This is a genomic window from Kitasatospora sp. NPDC058115 (assembly GCF_042884635.1).
In the GTDB taxonomy this organism is placed as follows: domain Bacteria; phylum Actinomycetota; class Actinomycetes; order Streptomycetales; family Streptomycetaceae; genus Kitasatospora.
The window spans coordinates 59,943-77,110 of sequence record NZ_JBHVTL010000003.1; the positions used below are offsets into that span (position 1 = coordinate 59,943).

Sequence of the window (17,168 nt, forward strand, 5' to 3'; positions counted from 1 at the left end):
CGCCGACACCACACCGGCCGAGCGCCGGAACGAAAACCGCCGACCACGACACACCAACGAGGGGAACGTTAGTGAATCTGCGCGCTCTCACCAAGGGAGACGCCGCCGTCGCAGGTGCGGCCGTCCTGCTCTTCATCGCCTCCTTCCTGCCCTACTGGACCGTCGACTGCAAGGGCAAGTACTGCGGCGACACCTCGACGAACGCCTGGGACAGCGTCCTGTTCCCCGTGCTGCCCTCGGTCTTCCTGCTCGGCATCCTCGCCGCCGCCCTGATCCTGGTCCAGCGCTTCCAGGGCCAGGCGGCCGCGAACCGCCAGATCCTCGGCCTGCGCCTGGACCAGTGGGGCATCGCCTTCTCGGTGGCCGCGCTCTGGGCCGCGCTCTGGTCGCTCGGCGGCGGCCTGGAGGGCATCGACCACGGCATCGGCGCCTGGCTCGCCGTCATCGCGCTGATCGTGCTGGCCGGTGCGGCCGCCGGCGGTCAGCTGATCCCCGTGCTCAAGACCCCGCTGGTCACCGACCGCCCGGCCGCCCCGGCCGCCTTCCAGCCCGGCGGGTACCCGGCCCCGGGCCAGCCCGGCCAGCCCGGCCCGCAGGGCCACTACGGCTACCCCGCCCCCGGTCAGTCCGGCGGCTACGGCTACCCGGTCGCGGGCCAGCCCGGCCAGCCCGGCGCGCAGGCCCCGGGCCAGCCGCAGGACGTCGCCGCCCAGCAGGCCGCGGCCGCGCAGGCCGCCGAGGCCGAGGCCGCCCGCCAGGCCGCCGCCCAGCAGTCCGCCCAGCCGCAGCCGGCCCCCGCGGCCGACTTCGCGCCGTTCTGGTTCGCCGTCCCGGCGCCGCGCCAGCTGGCCCCGAAGGACGGCCCGGCCGGCGCGCCGGTCGGCGAGCTCGTCCCGGGCACCTGGTACCTGGCGGTCGAGCAGCGCGGCACCGCGCTGGTCGCCCAGCTGCAGGACGGCACCCAGGGCGTGCTGGCCGACACCTCGGGCATCCAGCGCGGCTGACCCCGCAGGGCGCGCGAAGCGCGACGCACACCGTGGGCGCACGCCCCCGACGCCGAAGGGGCGGGACCGGATTCCTCCGGTCCCGCCCCTTCGGCGTACCCGCCGCGGAGCTCCGTCCCCGCTCAGCAGCAGTCCTGGACCACCAGCCCGGCCGGCAGCTCCTCGCCGCCGAACACCGCCACCGTCGCCGGGTCGCCGCCGAGCGCCGCGACCGCCAGCAGCAGCGCCCCCGCCGTCCAGGTGGTGCGCTCCTCGGGCCAGATGGCGTCGTCCTCGAAGACGTACCCGGTCCAGTACGAGCCGTCCTCGTGCCGCAGGTGCTTCTGGATCCAGCGCAGGATGTCCACCGCGCGGTCGGACTCGCCGACCGCCCAGAGCGCCATGGCCAGCTCGGCGCTCTCGCCGCCGGTCACCCAGGGCCGGTCGCTGACGCAGCGCACGCCGAGGCCGGGGACGACGAAGCGGTCCCAGTCCCGGGCGATCCGCTCCAGCGCGGCCGGGCCGCGCAGCGCGGTGCCGAGCACCGGGTAGTACCAGTCCATCGAGTAGCGGTCCTTGTCGAGGAACCGCTCGGGGTGGTGGGTGACGGCGTGCCGCAGCCGGCCGGCCGCGAGCTCCCAGTCGGGCTGCGGCTCCTCCAGGTAGTCGGCGACGGCCAGTCCGCAGCGCAGCGCGTGCAGGATGCTGGACGAGCCGGTGAGCAGCGCCTCGTCCGTGGCGGCGCCGTGCTCGTCGACCCGCCAGGCGATCGGGCCCCCGGGCAGCCGTTGGGCGACGATGAAGTCCAGCGCGCGCCGGACGGTCGGCCAGATCCACTCCAGGAAGGCGTCGTCGCCGGTGGAGAGGTGGTGGTGCCAGACGCCGACGGCCACGTAGGCGCAGAAGTTGGTCTCCTTGGCGGCGTTGCAGACCGCGCCGTCGGCGTGGCCGGGCTGCCCGTAGGCGTAGCCGGCGTACCAGGAGCCGTCCGGGTTCTGACGCGCGGCCAGCCAGCGGTAGGCGGCCTCGGCGGCGGCGTGCTCGCCGGCGGTGTCCAGCGCCATCGCCGCCTCGGTGTGGTCCCAGGGGTCGAGGTGGTGGCCGCGGAACCACGGGACGGCGCCGTCGGGCTGCTGCTCGGCGAGGATGCTGCGGACGGTGCCGGCGGCCTGCTCGGCGTCGAGCACCCCGTCGAGCAGCAGGACCTCCGGGACGGCGGCGGTCACTCCGCCCCGCCCGCTGCCCGGTCCGCCGTGCCGCCGCGCTCCGCGGTCCGGTGGGGCTTGGACGCGTAGGCGACGAAGCTCTTGCCGATGACCGGGTTGAGCGCCCGCTCGGCGGCCTTGGTGAGGGTGCTGATCACGGGGGTGCCGACGATGTCCCAGACCAGCAGCTGGTGGTACGCCTTGACCGGCAGCGCCTTGTCGTTGTTCACGCCGACCGCGCACTTGATCCACCAGTACGGCGAGTGCAGCGCGTGCGCGTGGTGGGTGCCGTACGGCTCCAGGCCGGCGTCCTTGAGCTTGTCGAGCAGTTCGTCGCCGCGGTAGATCCGGATGTGGCCGCCCTCGACCTCGTGGTACTCGTCGGAGAGCGCCCAGCAGATCTTCTCGGGCAGCCAGCGCGGCACGGTGACGGCGAGCAGCCCGCCGGGCTTGAGGACCCGGAACATCTCGGCGAGCACGCCCCTGTCGTCCGGGATGTGCTCCATCACCTCGGAGATGATGATCCGGTCGAAGTGGCCGTCCTCGAACGGCAGGGCCAGCGCGTTGCCCTCCATCGCGACCGCGGACGCGCCCTCGGGTGCCTCGCCGGCCTGCTCCATGGCGGCGAACCACTTCCTGACCTCGGCGATCTCCTCGGCGTTCTGGTCGAGGGCGATCACGTCGGCCCCACGCCGGTAGCACTCGAACGCGTGCCGCCCCCCGCCGCAGCCCAGGTCGAGCACCCGGTCGCCGGGGGCGAGCGGGAAGCGCGAGAAATCAACGGTCAGCACTGCGGACTCCCATTCCTTCGGTACCCAAGGTCCCTGACGCCGGGTCAGAGAAAGCGCGGGGCGCACGGCGCGGGCCCGGGGCGGGCGGGGCGGCGCGCACCACCGCCGGCGGGTGCGGTGGGCCGGCCGGCCCACCGGTCGCCGCGGACAGCGTCAGGCCACGTAGCGCCAGCCCGGCCCGGAGCGGGCGCGGCTCCCGGCGCCGGTGGCGATCGCGGCCCGGTAGCCCTCGACGGTCAGCTCGGCGGCGCGCTCCCAGGTGAACCGGGCGAGCACCCGCGCCCGGCCGGCCTCGCCGAGGCTCGCGCGCAGCCGCGGGTCGTCCAGCAGCCGGCCGAGCGCCGACGCGAGCGCGTCGGGGTCGCCCGGGGGCACCGCCAGACAGCTCTCCCCGTCCGGTCCGGCGACCTCGGGGATCGCCCCGCCGGTGGTGGCGACCAGCGGGGTGCCGGTGGCCATCGCCTCGGCGGCCGGCAGCGAGAAGCCCTCGTAGAGCGACGGCACGCAGGCCACCTCGGCCGAACGGTAGAGGTCCACCAGCTCCCGGTCGGTCAGCCCGTGCCGGAACTCGATGTGCTCCTCCAGCCCGAAGGCGCGCACCGCGCGGGCGATCGGCCCGTCGTCCTTCTGCGGCTTGCCGACCACGACCAGGTGCGCGTCCCGCTCGGTGCGGACCTTGGCCAGCGCGCCGACCAGGTGCACCAGGCCCTTCAGCGGGACGTCCGCGCTGGAGGTGGTGACGATCCGTCCGGGCACCCGCGCCACCGTGTCGGACGGCGACCAGAGCCGGGTGTCGGCGCCGACCGGCACCACCGAGACGGCGTGCGGCGCGGCGCCCAGGTGCTCGGCGATCTCGCGCTTGGAGGTGCCGGAGACGGTGATGATGTGGTCCAGCCGGGCGGCGACCCGGCGCTGCATCCGGGTGAAGGCGTACCAGCGGCGCAGCGACAGCCGCCTGAGCCGGCTGGTGGCCGCGTCCAGTTCGACCCGGCGGTCCACGGTGATCGGGTGGTGGATCGTGGTGACCAGCGGGAAGCCGTGCCGGCCGAGGCCGAGCAGGCCGTAGCCGAGCGTCTGGTTGTCGTGCACCACGTCGTAGCGGCCGCGGTGGCGGGCCAGGTACTGGCGGGCGCGCAGCGAGAAGGTCAGCGGCTCGGGGAATCCGCCGGTGCGCATGGTCAGGTACTCCAGGACGTCCACCGGCCCCCGGTACTCCTCGCGCGCCGGGGTCCGGAAGGGGTCGTCGGCCCGGTAGAGGTCCAGGCTGGGCAGTTCGACGAGCCGCACCGAGCCGGGGCCCGTGACCTCGTCCAGGACGGGGTACGGCTGGGCGCCGATCACGTCCACGTGGTGACCGAGCCGGGCCAGCTCACGCGACAGGTGCCGTACGTACACGCCCTGGCCGCCGCAGAACGGGTCGCCGCGGTACGAGAGCAGGGCAATCCGCAGCGGCTGCGCGGTCATCGTCGGCCCTCATCTCTGCTGCTGTCTGTGCTGCCGGTCGGTAAAGTAGATCAGGTTTCAGTGGGTGTGGAGTCCACCGGTGACCATGTGAACAATGAGAGACCTCGAAGATACCGGCCCGTAGCTTCCGCTCAGGATCCAGGGCTGGTGATTCGCGCCACGCCCGGGAGCGTCCTTGCCGTCGTCATCGTCACCGCCCTCACCGCCGCCCCTGCCGCCCCCTCGGGCACAGGCTCCGCCGCAGGAACCGCCGCTCACCGCCCGGCAGGCGGAGCGGCGGCGGCGGATCCTGCGGACCGCGACCGCGCTGGCGGCGCGCGGGGGGTACGACGCCGTCCAGATGCGGGAGGTCGCGGAGGGCGCGCAGGTGGCGCTGGGCACGCTCTACCGGTACTTCCCGTCCAAGGTGCACCTGCTGGTGGCGGTGATGCTGGAGCAGCTGCGCGGCCTCCAGGAGCAGGTCCGGCGGCATCCGCCGAGCGAGTCCGAGCCTGCGCCGCGGGTCGCCGAGACGCTCACCCGGGCGTTCCACGCGCTGCAGCGCGAACCGCTGCTGGCCGAGGCGATGGTCCGGGCCCTGTCCTTCGCCGACCGCTCGGTGGGCGCCGAGGTGGACCAGGTCTCGGCCGCCACCGGGCAGCTCATCCTGGACGCCATCGGGCAGTCCGGACCGCCCACCGAGGCGCAGCGCGCCGCCGTCCGGGTGATCGAGCACACCTGGCACGCGGCGCTGGTCGCCTGGCTCTCCGGCCGCGCCTCGATCGCCGAGGTGCGGGCCGACCTGCACACGGCGGCCCGGCTGCTCACGCTGCCCTGACCGCGCCCCGCCGGGCCGCACCGCGCCCCGCGGCAGCGGCGGGGCGTTGTCCCGGCGGGTGAACTGGAACCTGTTCTCACCCGGCCCGCACCGGGCCGCCCGGCCCGGCGGCTAGAGTCGACGGGCAGGACAACTCCATCCGCTCCTCCTCCGGGGAAAGCCGGTGCGAATCCGGCGCTGACCCCGCAACCGTGAGCCCGGCGCCCGTCCGCCGGGCGAGTCGGAGTGCCCGGGGAAGGGCGAGCGGCCCCGCGTCCGGCGGACCACCGCCGGGCACCGTCGAGGACTACGGAACGGCCCGCCCGGGCCGGCACCGCTCACCGAAAGGCACACCTCCGATCATGCTGACCGCCGCCCGTCTGGGCGCCGCCGCCCTGACCGCCGCGCTGCTCACCGGCACCGCCGCCGCCCCGGCCCTGGCCGACACCCCGGGCACCGGCACGGCCTCGGCCGCCGCGATCCCCGACGGCCTGTACGGCAAGGGCGACCCCGGTTACGACGGCGTCTGGCGGCAGTCGCTCGCCCTGACCGCGCTGACCGCCGCCAAGGTGACCCCGGCCGACTCCGCCGTCGCCTGGCTCACCGGCCAGCAGTGCGCGGACGGCGGCTGGCCCTCGTACCGCGCCGACGCCTCGGCCGCCTGCGACCCCGCCACGGAGGACAGCAACGCGACCGCCGTGGCGGTCCAGGCGCTGGTCGCCCTCGGCGGCCACCAGGACGCCGTGGACAAGGGCGTGCAGTGGTTCAGGGCCAACCAGAACGCCGACGGCAGCTGGGCCTACAACCCCGGCAACCCGGGCGACGCCAACTCGACCGGCCTCGCCGTCAACGCCCTGCTCGCCGCCGGGGCCGACCCGGCGGCCGTCGCCAAGGCCGGCCGGAACGCCTTCGACGGGCTCGCCCTCTTCCAGCTCGGCTGCGCCGCCCCCGCCGAGCAGCGCGGCGGCTTCGTCTACCAGACCTCGCCCGACGGCACCCCCGCCGAGGCCAACGGCCTCGCCTCCGGCCAGGCCTCGCTCGCCGCGGCCGGCGGCAAGCTGCCGGTCACCAACACCAACCGCACCGACGCCGCCCCCAAGGCCCTGGCCTGCCCGGAGGGCGGCGCCGGCGCCACGGCCGTCCCGCGCGCCGACTCCGGCGAAGCGGCGGGCGCGTACCTCACCGCGCGGTTCGCGGCGAACGGGCAGCACCTGACGCTGACCCTGCCCGGCGCCGCCCCCGCCCCCGACTACGCGGCCACCGCCTGGGCCGCGCTCGGCCTGGTCCAGGGCGGCCACCCGCAGCAGGCCGCGGGCGCCGTCGACTGGCTGGCCAAGGAGGGCGGGACCTGGACCAAGGGCGGCACCGACGCCGCCGCCACCGCCACGCTGGTGCTGGTCGCCCAGGCCGCGCAGCGCGACCCGGCCGCCTTCGGCGGGGCCGACCTGGTCGCGCAGCTGACCGCGCTCGGCCCGGCGCCCAAGGCCACCGGCGCCGCGTCCGCCCCGGCGACGGCCTCCGCCCCGGCGAAGAAGGACGACGGCGGCTCCCTCGACAAGTACTGGCCGCTCGGCATCGGCCTGCTGGTCGGCATCGGCGGCGGCCTCCTGCTGAGCCTCCAGCGCAAGCGCGGCCAGAAGCTGTGACCACCCCCGGCCGGGCCCCGCGGCCGGCCCCGCCGGCGGACACCGTCACCACCACCGCCGCCGGGTCCGGGACCCGGCGGCGGGTGGTGCGGGCGGCCGTGCGGTTCGCGGCCGGGATGATCACCGGGGTGCTGATCCTGCTCGTGCTCGGAGCGGCGCAGGCCCAGGCCGCCGGGTACCGGTACTGGTCGTTCTGGCGCTGGTCCGACGGCGGCTGGGCGTACCAGCAGCAGGGTCCCGCGGTGCACGTCCCGGCGGACGGCGCGGTGGACGGCTGGCGGTTCGCCGTCAGCCCGGACGGCGGGCAGGACGCCGCCCGGCCCGGGACGCCCGGGGACTTCGCCGCGGTCTGCGCCGGCACGCCGGCGGAGGCCGGGCGCAAGCGGGTGGCCGTGGTCCTGGACTTCGGGGCCGCCGCCGACGCGCCCGGCGGGGAGAGCCCGCCGGCGCCGCGCACCGCGTGTGCCGTCGTCGCGCCCCGGGCCAGCTCGGCGGAGGTGCTGGCCACCGTCGCCCCGCCGCTGCGGTACGACACCAACGGCCTGCTCTGCGCCATCGCCGGCTACCCGCGCGGGGGCTGCGCCGACCAGCTCGGCGCGGCCGGCGCGCCACAGGAGGGCGAGCGCCCCGCGCAGGGCGCGAGCGCCGCCCGGACCTCCCCGAGCGGACCCGTCCTCGGAGTGGGCGCCGGCCTCGCGCTGGTCGTCGCGCTCGGCGCGGGCGCCGCCTGGCAGGCGCACCGCCGCCGCTGAGCGCCCCGGTGCCGCGCCCCACCCCCCCTCGACCGCCCCACCCCCTGGACCCCACCGTGCCCCCACCCCGCGCCGCCCGCCGCCGGCCCGCCGCCGGACCCCGCCACCTCCACCCCGGCGCCTGGTGGCTGTGGGCGCTCGGCCTGGGCGCGGCCGCCACCCGCACCACCAACCCGCTGGTGCTGCTCCTGCTCGCCGCCGTCGCCGGCTACGTCGTCGCCGCCCGCCGCGGCGACGCGCCCTGGTCGCGCTCCTACGGCGCGTTCCTGCGCCTGGGCCTGCTGGTGCTCGGCATCCGCCTCGTCTTCGCCGTCCTGCTCGGCTCGCCGGTGCCCGGCACCCACGTCCTGTTCACCCTGCCCGAAGTCCCGCTCCCCGACTGGGCGCAGGGCGTGCGGATCGGCGGACGGGTCACCGCCGAGGGCCTGCTCGCGGCGCTGTACGACGGACTGCGGCTGGCCACCCTGCTGGTCTGCGTCGGCGCGGCGAACGCCCTCGCCAGCCCGGCCCGGCTGCTGCGCACGCTCCCCGGCGCGCTCTACGAGGCGGGCGTCGCCGTCGTGGTCGCGATGACGTTCGCGCCCAACCTGGTCGCCGACGTCCAGCGGCTGCGCGCCGCCCGCCGGCTGCGCGGACGCACCGACCGCGGCATCGCCGCCGTGCTCAGCGTCGGACTGCCCGTCCTGGAAGGCGCGCTGGAGCGCTCGGTGGCGCTGGCGGCCGCGATGGACACCCGCGGGTTCGGGCGCACCGCCGCGGTGCCGCGCCGGCTCGCCGTGCTCACCGCCGCCCTCACCCTGGCCGGGCTGCTCGGGATCTGCCTGGCCGCGTACGGGCTGCTGACGGCGGGCGGCGGCGGGTGGGCGCTGCCGGTGCTCCTGGCCGGACTGGCCGCCGCGTTCGCCGGGCTGCTGCTCGGCGGCCGGCGCTCGGTGCGCACCCGCTACCGGCCCGATCCGTGGGCCCTGCCCGAGTGGCTCACCGCCGGGTCCGGGATCGCGGTCGCCGCGGCGACGGCCTGGCTCGCCTCGCTGGACCCGCTCGCGTTCGCCCCGACCGTCGTCCCGCCGACCGCGCCCGTCCTGCCGGTCACCGCCGCGGCGGCCGTCCTGCTGGGCCTGGTCCCCGCGTTCGCCGCCCCGCCCCCGCCGTCCACCACCGCGGACCCGCACCCCCCGGCCGTCCCCACCGATCTGACCGCCCCGGCCGACCCGGCCGGGCCCCGGAGGACCTCGTGATCACCTTCGAACAGGTCGGCGTCCAGTACGCCGACGCCGCGGCGCCCGCGCTCACCGGCGTCGACCTGACCGTCCCCGAGGGCGAGCTCTGCCTGCTCGTCGGCCCGTCGGGCTCCGGGAAGTCCACCCTGCTGGGCACGGTGAGCGGCCTCGTCCCGCACTTCACCGGCGGCGTGCTGCACGGCCGGGTCACCGTCGGCGGGCGCGACACCCGGGAACACCGGCCGCGCGACCTCGCCGACCTGGTCGGCACCGTGGGACAGGACCCGCGCGCGCACTTCGTCACCGACACCGTCGAGGACGAACTCGCCTACGGCATGGAGTCCCTGGGCCTGCCGCCGGACGTGATGCGGCGCCGCGTCGAGGAGACCCTCGACCTGCTGGGCCTGGCCGACCTGCGCCGGCGCGCACTCGCCTCGCTCTCCGGCGGCCAGCAGCAGCGGGTCGCGATCGGCTCGGTGCTCACCGTCCACCCGCGGGTGCTGGTGCTGGACGAGCCGACCTCCGCCCTGGACCCGGGCGCCGCCGAGGAGGTGCTCGCGGTGCTCCAGCGGCTGGTCCACGACCTCGGCACCACCGTGCTGATGGCGGAACACCGGCTGGAGCGGGTGGTCCAGTACGCCGACCAGGTGCTGCTGCTGACCCCCGGCGCACCGCCCGTGCTCGGCGAGCCGGCCGAGGTGATGGCGCACTCGCCGGTCCACCCGCCGGTGGTCGGGCTCGGCCGGCTGGCCGGCTGGCGCCCGCTGCCGCTCACCGTCCGCGACGCCCGCCGCCGGGCCGCCGGGCTGCGCACCCGGCTGGACGGCCGGCGCCCGCCCGCCCCGGCCGCCGCCGCGCACCGCGGCACGCCGCTCGCCACCGTCTCCCGGCTGGTCGTCCGCCGCGGCCCGGTGCCCGCCCTGCGCGGGGTCGACCTCACCCTCCGCCCGGGCGGGATCACCGCCCTGATGGGCCGCAACGGCGCCGGGAAGTCCACCCTGCTCGGCGCCCTGGTCGGCCTGCACCCGCCGGCCGCCGGCTCGGTCGCCGTCGGCGGGTGCACCCCGCACCGCACCCGGCCCGCCGAGCTGATCCGCCACGTCGGCCTCGTCCCGCAGGACCCGCGCGACCTGCTGTACGGCGAGAGCGTCGGCGCCGAGTGCGCGGCCGCCGACCGCGACGCCGCCGCCGCACCGGGCACCTGCCGCGCCCTGGTCGAACGGCTGCTGCCCGGCCTCGACGACACCGCCCACCCGCGCGACCTCTCCGAGGGCCAGCGCCTCACCCTCGCCCTGGCCGTGGTGCTCACCGCCCGGCCTCCGCTGATCCTGCTCGACGAGCCGACCCGGGGCCTCGACTACGCGGCGAAGGCCCGGCTGGTGGAGATCCTGCGCGGCCTCGCCGCCGACGGCCACGCCGTGCTGCTCGCCACCCACGACGTCGAGCTGGCGGCCGAGCTCTCCCACCGCACGGCCGTGCTGGCCGACGGCGAGATCGTCGCGGACGGACCGACGCCCGAGGTGGTGCTCGGCTCGCCCGCGTTCGCCCCGCAGGTCGCCAAGATCCTGGCGCCGGGTCCGTGGCTCACCGTCCACCAGGTCGCCGACGCCCTCGCGGAGGCCTCCGCGTGACCGGCCCGCTCGCCCGCCCGGTCCCGCTCGGCCGCCGCTCGGTCATCGCCCTGGCCCTGACCTCCCTGGTCGGCGTGGCCGGCTTCGGCTGGCCGCTGCTCGCCGCGACGGACTCCGCCCTGGTCGGCCACTCCGCCGACGCCCCCTGGCTGTTCGCCCTGCTGCTCCCGCTGCTGCTCGCCGTCGTCGTCGCCCAGATCTCCGAGGGCCGCACGGCGGGCGGCGGCGCGCCCGGCCTGGACGCCAAGTCGGTGGCCCTGCTCGGCGTGCTGGCCGCCACCGGCGCCGCCCTGCGCCCGCTCGGCGCGGGCACCGCCGGGCTGGAGCCCATGTTCTTCCTGATGGTGCTGTCCGGCCGGGTGCTCGGGCCGGGCTTCGGCTTCGTGCTCGGCGCGCTGTCGATGTTCGCCTCCGCCCTGCTGACCGGCGGGGTGGGGCCCTGGCTGCCGTTCCAGATGCTCGCCATGGGCTGGGTGTGCCTCGGCGCCGGCCTGCTCCCCGGCCCGGCCCGGCTGCGCGGGCGCCGCGAGCTCGCCCTCCTCGCCGGGTACGGAGCGACGGCCTCCCTCCTCTACGGCGTGATCATGAACCTCCAGGGCTGGCCCTACATCGCGGGCCTGGCGAGCTCGATCTCCTTCGTCCCCGGCGACCCGCTCCCCGACAACCTGGTCCGCTTCGCCGCCTACTGCCTCACCACCTCCCTCGGCTGGGACCTCCCCCGCGCCGCCCTCACGGTCACCCTCTGCCTCACCCTCGGCACCCCCGTCCTGCGCGCCCTGCGCCGCGCCACCCGCCGCGCCGCCTTCGCCGCCCCGGCCGCCTTCCGCCCGCCCGCCGACCCCGGCCCCTGACACCTGGCCCCTGACCGCTGACCGCTGACCCCTGACCGGACGGCACCGCGCCCCGGACCGAAACGGTCCGGGGCGCGGTGTCTCCCGGCGTGGCTCAGGCCTTCGGGCCGGTGGCCTGGACGACGTCGAAGGACCAGAGGGTGGAGCCGGTGGCGGCGGGGCGCTGCGGGGCGCCGCCCTCCGGGGAGGCCGGACGGTGGGCGGCCTGCATCGGGCCCGACAGCCAGGCCTGGAAGGACTCCTCGTCGCGCCAGCGGGTGTAGACGAGGTACTGGTCGGTGCCCTCGACCGGGCGCAGCAGCTCGAAGTACTCGAAGCCGTCGGAACCCTCCACCGCGCCGGCCCGGGCGGCGAAGCGCTTCTCCAGTTCCTCCCGCTGCTCAGCGGGGACGGTCAGGACATTGATCTTGACGACGGACACGCCGTACCTCCTCAGGGTTGTCTGCGAAGGCAGTCTGCTACACCTCACACGGTCCACGGCGGGGAACCCGTTCCAGCCGGACACCTCCGGTGGCCCGGGAGCGCGCGGCCGTCAGAAGGAGCGGCCCTCGCCGCGGTACGGGGGCTCGTGGCCGACGGGGTCCGGCCGGTCCCGGGGGTCGGCGCAGAGCGAGGACGCCAGCCGGGTGAGCAGTGCGGCGAGGTCGTCGAACTGCTTCTCGTCCCAGTCGCCGAGGAGTTCGGCCAACTGCTCGCGCCGGGCGGCGACCAGTTGCAGCGCGGCCGCCTCACCCGGCTCGGTGAGCCGCAGCGGCAGCCCGGCGCTGCGCGCGGCCAGGCCCCGGCCCTCGACCTCGCGCGCCGCCTCCTCCACCACCGCGAAGGGGACGACCCGGCGCTCCGCCAGTTCGCCGGGATCCACCGAGCCGTGATGGTGCATCTGGAGCAGCAGCCAGCTGGAGGCGGGCTTGAGGTCGAGCCCGGCGGTGGCGGTGATCCGCTTGAACAGGTCGCGCCGGGCCTCCCGGGTGTTCAGCACCGACAGGGCCCGGCCGATCTCGTCCAGCGAGGAACGCTCCACCGGGTTGACGCCGATCGACTCGCCGAGGTCGGGGGCGGTCACGGTGCTGCGCAGCTTCTGCTCCCGCAGGAACAGCGACAGGACGAAGGCGACGGCGGCCACCGGCACCGCGTACAGGAAGACCCGGGTGATCGACTCGGCGTAGGCGTGGTGGATCCCGTCCTGGACGGCGGCGGGCAGCGCCTCGATGACGCGCGGGTCGGAGGTGATCGCCCCGGGGTCGAAGCCGGGCGGCAGCGGGACGCCGGCCAGGGCGTCCCGCAGCCGGCTGTTGAGACCGGAGGCGAAGACCGTGCCGAAGACCGAGACGCCGACCGAGGCGCCGATGGAGCGGAAGAAGGTGGCACCGGCGGTGGCGACGCCGAGGTCCTGGTAGCCGACCGAGTTCTGCACGATCAGCACCAGCACCTGCATGACCAGGCCCAGGCCCAGGCCGAAGACCAGGAAGTAGCAGCTCATCACGAAGGTGCTGGTGTGCTCGTCGAGCATCGAGAGCAGCAGCAGGCCGACGACCGTGATGGCCGAGCCGGCGATCGGGAAGGTCCGGTAGTGGCCGGTGCGGGACACGATCTGACCGGAGCCGATCGACGTGATCAGCATGCCGATCACCATCGGCAGCATGTGGACGCCGGACACCGTCGGCGAGACACCCATGACGACCTGGAGGAAGGTCGGCAGATAGGTGAGCGCGCCGAACATCGCGAAGCCGACCACGAAGGAGATGACGGCCACCAGGCTGAACGTCCGGGAACGGAACAGCCGCAGCGGCAGGACGGGTTCGGCGGCGGTCCGCTCCACCAGCACGAAGGCCAGCAGCAGGACCAGCCCGAGCACGCCCAGGCCGATGATCTGCCAGGAGCCCCACGCCCAGGTCGTGCCGCCGAGCGAGGTCACCAGCACCACGCAGGTGGCGACGGCGGCGATCAGCGTGGTGCCGAGGTAGTCGATCCGGTGCCGGCGGCGGGTCTGCGCCCCGGGCAGCACGGCCGCGACCACGGCGAGGGCGACCACGCCGATCGGCAGGTTGATGTAGAACACCCAGCGCCAGCTCAGGTTGTCGACGAACAGCCCGCCGAGCAGCGGTCCGAGCACGCTGGTGACGCCGAAGACGGCGCCGAAGACGCCCTGGTACCTGCCGCGGTCCCGGGGCGGCACGAGGTCGCCGACGATGGCCTGGGACAGCACCATCAGACCGCCGCCGCCCAGGCCCTGGAGGGCGCGGAAGGCGATCAGCTCGCCCATGTTCTGGGCGATGCCGCACAGCACCGAGCCCAGCAGGAAGATCACGATGGACGCCTGGAAGAAGACCTTCCGGCCGTACATGTCGCCGAGCTTGCCCCAGAGCGGGGTGGCCGCGGTGGAGGCGAGCAGATAGGCGGTGACCACCCAGGAGAGGTGCTCCAGCCCGCCGAGGTCGCTGACGATGGTGGGCAGCGCGGTGGAGACGATGGTCTGGTCGAGCGCCGCGAGCAGCATCGCCAGCAACAGGGCGCCGATCGGCACCCACAGACTGCTCCCGGTGGCCCGGGGCGGGCCCGGTTCGTCCGCCGGGACCCGGTCGGACGCGGCGATCGGATCCGTCATGGCGTCTCCGTATCCGTAGCGGCTCGGCGGCGATCACTCCCGGCTCACCATGGTGTCAGAAATGCTCCGTTTTGCGCGTTTTCAGTTGAGCCGAACGTAAGGGCGTCCGCTATCAGGACGTTCGCATCGCCACATCGACCGTTCAGCGATCCCCAACCCCCACCAACCGGCACAAGGCCCCCACGGCGGGCCGGACCGCCCTGTCCCCTCCCAGGGACGTCCTGCATAATCAGGCCCGTCCACCGCCTGGACCCCAGGACGAACGCAGCCCGAGTCCGAGACCGCCACCGACCGCGACACCGAGGAGGGCCGGCCGATGCCGGACCAGCACTGCCCGACGTGCGGCACCGCACGCTCCGCAGGGTGCGGCTGCCTCGTCCCGGACGGCAGCCTCGACGAGACCGCCGTCCTGCCGCACCTGGAGGGCCCGCCGCTGGTCCGCCCGTACGTGCCGCAGGCCGTCGGCCAGGTCGTGGACGGCCCGCCGCCCGGGGCGGGGGCCGAACCGCCTGCCGGACCTTCCGCCGGACCGTCCGCCGGGCCTTCCGCCGGTCCGGCAGCAGCGCCCGTGCCGGCGCCACCGGCCACCGACCCGTTCGGCACGACCGTGCTGCCGCCGCCCGCGGCCCCGCTGGGCCCGGACGCCGACGCCTACGCGACCACCGTGCTGCCGCCCGTCGCCTCCGCCCCGCAGTTCCCGCCGGAGCCGCCGCAGCAGCCGGTGTCGCGGCCCCAGGCGCCGCCCGCGCCCGCCGGCGAGCCCGCCGCCGAGGACGCGGACGAGCTCGGCGTCTTCCCGTTCGCCCACGCCGCCCCTGCGGCCACGGCCACCGCCGCCGGTGGCGGCCGCGCCGCCCGGCGCGCGGCGGCGCAGGAGGACGGCCGGGGCCCGCTCGCCCGCCGCAAGGGCCTGCTGATCGCGGCCGGCGCCGGTCTGCTGGCGGTGACCGTGGGCCTCGCCTACGCGCTCACCCCGTCCGCCGGGCCGGACGACCGGGCCGCCCCCGCGCCGACCGCCACGCTCGGCCTCGCCCCGGTGGAGCCGACCGTCCCGGCCCAGCCGAGCCCGAGCGCGCCGCCGCCCACCGAGGACAGCCCCAGCGCGACGCCGACGCCGACCCGGACCAGCGCCAGGCCCTCCCCGGCCCGGACCACCGCCACCACCCCGCCGCCGGCCGCGCCCGCCACCACGGCGGCCGCCGCTCCCCCGGCCCCCGTGCCGGTCCCGGTGCCCGACCCGGTGACCACGCCCCCGGCCCCGGACCCCGTCACGCCGGCGCCCACGACCGCGGCGCCCGTCCCGACCGCCACCACCCCGCCCGCCACCCCGACGCCGGCCCCCACCCCGACGGTCCGCACCCTGGAGCGCGGCATGGAGGGGCCCGACGTCCTGGCGCTCCAGCGGAAACTCGGCGTCGTGATCTGCTGGCAGAAGCTGCCCCCGACCGGCAAGTACGACGACCGCACCGAACTCATGGTCATGTACTTCCAGGACATCAACGGCATCCGGGGCGACACCCGCGGCGTCTACGGTCCCAACACCCGCGCCGCCCTGGACAACCGCAACAGCTGCTGACCGGGCGGCGGGGTGCGGGGCCCGCCGCGTCAGCCCTTGATCGCCTGGAAGATGCTGAACCCGGCCATCAGCACCATCACGCTCGCCGCGACCCGGATGATCATCTTCATCGGCACGTGCTTCAGCAGCTTCTGCCCGCCCAGGATCGCGATCCCGGCCACCGCGCACAGCGCCAGCCAGGCGCCCAGGCCCACGGCCAGCGGGTCGGCGTACTTGGCGGCCAGGTTGGCGGTCATGATCTGGGTCAGGTCACCGAACTCGGCGATCGCCACGACCACGAAGCTGGCCCCGGCGACCTTCCAGAAGCTGTTGGCGGACGGCTCCTTGGCGGCGTGCCCGTCCTCCTCGTCGCCCCCGCCGTGGAACAGCAGCATCGCCGCGCCGGCCAGGAACAGGACGCCGGTGACGCCCTCCACCCAGCGGTGCGGCAGCAGCGAGAGCAGCTTCCCGGCGACCAGGGCGATGCCCACCTGGAGGGCGAAGGCGGCGGCGATCCCGGCGAAGACGTAGCTCGCCCGGTACTTGGCGCCGAGCATCAGGCTGGCCAGGGCGGTCTTGTCGGGCAGTTCGGACAGGAAAATGATGCCGAACGTGATCGCGGCGACGGTCAGACTCATCGGGGGTGGTGTCCCTCGGGTTCGGGCCGCCGGACCGCAGCAGCTCCGTCAGGGGGTCGCTCCGGCCCGACAGCACTGGTTGGCAATCCACGGGTCGCGCACGACGCGCGCCCGTACACACAGCACTGCGGCCGAAGGTCTCGCCGGCACCGGTCGTGGAACCGCGGTGCCCCGGGCGCCGGGCCCGAGGGCCAGTATGTCGACGGTCCGGTGGAGGGCTACTCCCCTTCAACGCGCCCAGCCTACCCGATCCCCCCTCCCGGCCGCCCGGCCCGCACCAGCCCCCGGCCGACCAGCTCCAGCACCACCACGACCGCCACCGCCTCCACCGCCAGCAGCGCGACCAGCACGAACAGCTGCACCGCGCCCGCCTGGACCGGCGAGGCCCCGCCGAGCAGCATGCCGACGAACGCGCCCGGAAGGGTGACCAGGCCCACCGTCCGGGTCTGGTCGAGCGCCGGGACCAGCGAGGTCGCGGCGGCGGTGCGGCAGATCTCCATCCGGGCGTCGCGCTCCTCGAAGCCGAGCGCCAGCGCCGCCTCGACCTCGCCGTGCCGCTGGCGCAGCTCGTCCAGGGCGCGCCGCCCGGACAGCGAGGTGGCGGTGAGCGCGCCGCCGATCAGGATGCCGGCGACCGGGATCACCGACAGGCCCTTCGGCGGCAGCAGTCCGCTGCCGAGCAGCAGCACCAGCACCGGCAGCACCCCGGCCCCGACCGGTGCGGCCGCCCACAGCCAGCCGCGCCCGGGGGCCGGCACCATCCGCCGCCCGGCGGTGCGCACCGCGACCGCGAACATCAGCAGCACGAACAGCGCCGACCACCAGCGCGAGCCGACCACCCAGGTGATCACCAGCGCGACGGCGGCGAGCTGCACCACCGCGCGCAGTCCGGCCCGCAGCACGGCGCGCCCCTGGCCGAGCCGCCCCCACCCGGCGACCGCGACGGCGGCCAGCAGCAGGACGGCGGTGACCGCGCCCAGCCCCGGGGTGACCGGCAGCAGCTGCCCCCCGGCAGCGAGCCGGAGCACCGG

15 protein-coding genes and 1 riboswitch are annotated in these 17,168 nt (G+C 76.2%); of the genes, 8 read left to right on the plus strand and 7 right to left on the minus strand.

What is annotated here, in order from left to right; translation table 11 throughout:
• Nucleotides 1–71: 71 nt before the first annotated feature.
• On the plus strand, nt 72–1,004 hold the full coding sequence (locus tag ACFVVL_RS03885) for a hypothetical protein (RefSeq protein WP_387671180.1): 933 nt from the start codon (nt 72–74) through the stop codon (nt 1,002–1,004).
• Nucleotides 1,005–1,126: 122 nt separating this feature from the next.
• On the opposite strand, the gene ACFVVL_RS03890 is transcribed toward ACFVVL_RS03885, so the two are convergent.
• The 3 genes from ACFVVL_RS03890 to ACFVVL_RS03900 all read right to left on the minus strand — a co-directional run bounded on the left by ACFVVL_RS03890 (nt 1,127) and on the right by ACFVVL_RS03900 (nt 4,443).
• Nucleotides 1,127–2,209, minus strand: coding sequence for a prenyltransferase (locus ACFVVL_RS03890; RefSeq protein WP_387671182.1), 1,083 nt, complete (start codon nt 2,207–2,209; stop codon nt 1,127–1,129).
• On the minus strand, nt 2,206–2,979 hold the full coding sequence (locus ACFVVL_RS03895; protein WP_380291901.1) for a class I SAM-dependent methyltransferase: 774 nt from the start codon (nt 2,977–2,979) through the stop codon (nt 2,206–2,208). Before ACFVVL_RS03895 ends, ACFVVL_RS03890 begins: the two co-directional genes overlap by 4 nt.
• A gap of 153 nt (nt 2,980–3,132) precedes the next feature.
• Nucleotides 3,133–4,443 carry a glycosyltransferase family 4 protein gene (locus ACFVVL_RS03900; protein WP_387671184.1) on the minus strand — a complete coding sequence of 437 codons (1,311 nt, stop codon included), beginning with the start codon at nt 4,441–4,443 and terminating at the stop codon, nt 3,133–3,135.
• Between the two features lie 211 nt (nt 4,444–4,654).
• Between ACFVVL_RS03900 and ACFVVL_RS03905 the strand changes: the two genes are divergently transcribed.
• The 6 genes from ACFVVL_RS03905 to ACFVVL_RS03930 all read left to right on the plus strand — a co-directional run bounded on the left by ACFVVL_RS03905 (nt 4,655) and on the right by ACFVVL_RS03930 (nt 11,339).
• Entirely contained in the window at nt 4,655–5,260 is a 606-nt protein-coding gene (locus ACFVVL_RS03905; RefSeq protein ID WP_387671425.1) for a TetR family transcriptional regulator, read from the plus strand.
• 159 nt (nt 5,261–5,419) lie between these two features.
• Nucleotides 5,420–5,485: riboswitch (cobalamin riboswitch) on the plus strand.
• Nucleotides 5,486–5,601: 116 nt separating this feature from the next.
• The gene (locus ACFVVL_RS03910; protein ID WP_387671186.1) at nt 5,602–6,885 is read left to right on the plus strand and encodes a hypothetical protein; all 1,284 of its coding nucleotides are present in this window, start codon (nt 5,602–5,604) and stop codon (nt 6,883–6,885) included.
• A gap of 116 nt (nt 6,886–7,001) precedes the next feature.
• Nucleotides 7,002–7,637, plus strand: coding sequence for an SCO2322 family protein (locus ACFVVL_RS03915; RefSeq protein ID WP_387671427.1), 636 nt, complete (start codon nt 7,002–7,004; stop codon nt 7,635–7,637).
• A gap of 56 nt (nt 7,638–7,693) precedes the next feature.
• A complete protein-coding gene (locus ACFVVL_RS03920) occupies nt 7,694–8,875 on the plus strand; it encodes a CbiQ family ECF transporter T component (protein ID WP_387671188.1) in 1,182 nt (393 codons plus the stop codon).
• Nucleotides 8,872–10,488, plus strand: coding sequence for an ABC transporter ATP-binding protein (locus tag ACFVVL_RS03925; RefSeq protein ID WP_387671190.1), 1,617 nt, complete (start codon nt 8,872–8,874; stop codon nt 10,486–10,488). Before ACFVVL_RS03920 ends, ACFVVL_RS03925 begins: the two co-directional genes overlap by 4 nt.
• Nucleotides 10,485–11,339 (plus strand): ECF transporter S component, encoded by an 855-nt coding sequence (locus tag ACFVVL_RS03930; protein ID WP_387671192.1) that lies wholly within the window; start codon nt 10,485–10,487, stop codon nt 11,337–11,339. The genes ACFVVL_RS03925 and ACFVVL_RS03930 overlap by 4 nt, the downstream gene beginning before the upstream one ends.
• Nucleotides 11,340–11,433: 94 nt before the next feature.
• Here the strand turns inward: ACFVVL_RS03930 and ACFVVL_RS03935 are convergent, their stop codons facing one another.
• Both ACFVVL_RS03935 and ACFVVL_RS03940 read right to left on the minus strand, forming a co-directional pair.
• A complete protein-coding gene (locus ACFVVL_RS03935) occupies nt 11,434–11,760 on the minus strand; it encodes an antibiotic biosynthesis monooxygenase family protein (protein WP_380291912.1) in 327 nt (108 codons plus the stop codon).
• A 111-nt stretch (nt 11,761–11,871) separates the two neighbouring features.
• The gene (locus ACFVVL_RS03940; RefSeq protein ID WP_380291914.1) at nt 11,872–13,944 is read right to left on the minus strand and encodes an MFS transporter; all 2,073 of its coding nucleotides are present in this window, start codon (nt 13,942–13,944) and stop codon (nt 11,872–11,874) included.
• 316 nt (nt 13,945–14,260) lie between these two features.
• Between ACFVVL_RS03940 and ACFVVL_RS03945 the strand changes: the two genes are divergently transcribed.
• On the plus strand, nt 14,261–15,520 hold the full coding sequence (locus ACFVVL_RS03945) for a peptidoglycan-binding protein (RefSeq protein WP_387671194.1): 1,260 nt from the start codon (nt 14,261–14,263) through the stop codon (nt 15,518–15,520).
• 29 nt (nt 15,521–15,549) lie between these two features.
• Here the strand turns inward: ACFVVL_RS03945 and ACFVVL_RS03950 are convergent, their stop codons facing one another.
• Complete coding sequence (locus ACFVVL_RS03950) at nt 15,550–16,137, minus strand: TMEM165/GDT1 family protein (RefSeq protein WP_380291918.1); 588 nt, start codon at nt 16,135–16,137, stop codon at nt 15,550–15,552.
• Nucleotides 16,138–16,379: 242 nt separating this feature from the next.
• Nucleotides 16,380–17,165: an ABC transporter permease gene (locus tag ACFVVL_RS03955; RefSeq protein WP_380291920.1), complete on the minus strand. Its 786-nt coding sequence runs from the start codon at nt 17,163–17,165 to the stop codon at nt 16,380–16,382.
• Nucleotides 17,166–17,168: the final 3 nt, after the last annotated feature.

Coding starts and splice junctions, on each gene's coding strand:
- ACFVVL_RS03950 (WP_380291918.1), bottom strand. CDS start 16,137: ATGAGTCTGACCGTCGCCGCGATCACGTTCGGCATCATTTTCCTGTCC.
- ACFVVL_RS03940 (WP_380291914.1), bottom strand. CDS start 13,944: ATGACGGATCCGATCGCCGCGTCCGACCGGGTCCCGGCGGACGAACCG.
- ACFVVL_RS03900 (WP_387671184.1), bottom strand. CDS start 4,443: ATGACCGCGCAGCCGCTGCGGATTGCCCTGCTCTCGTACCGCGGCGAC.
- ACFVVL_RS03915 (WP_387671427.1), top strand. CDS start 7,002: ATGATCACCGGGGTGCTGATCCTGCTCGTGCTCGGAGCGGCGCAGGCC.
- ACFVVL_RS03910 (WP_387671186.1), top strand. CDS start 5,602: ATGCTGACCGCCGCCCGTCTGGGCGCCGCCGCCCTGACCGCCGCGCTG.
- ACFVVL_RS03945 (WP_387671194.1), top strand. CDS start 14,261: ATGCCGGACCAGCACTGCCCGACGTGCGGCACCGCACGCTCCGCAGGG.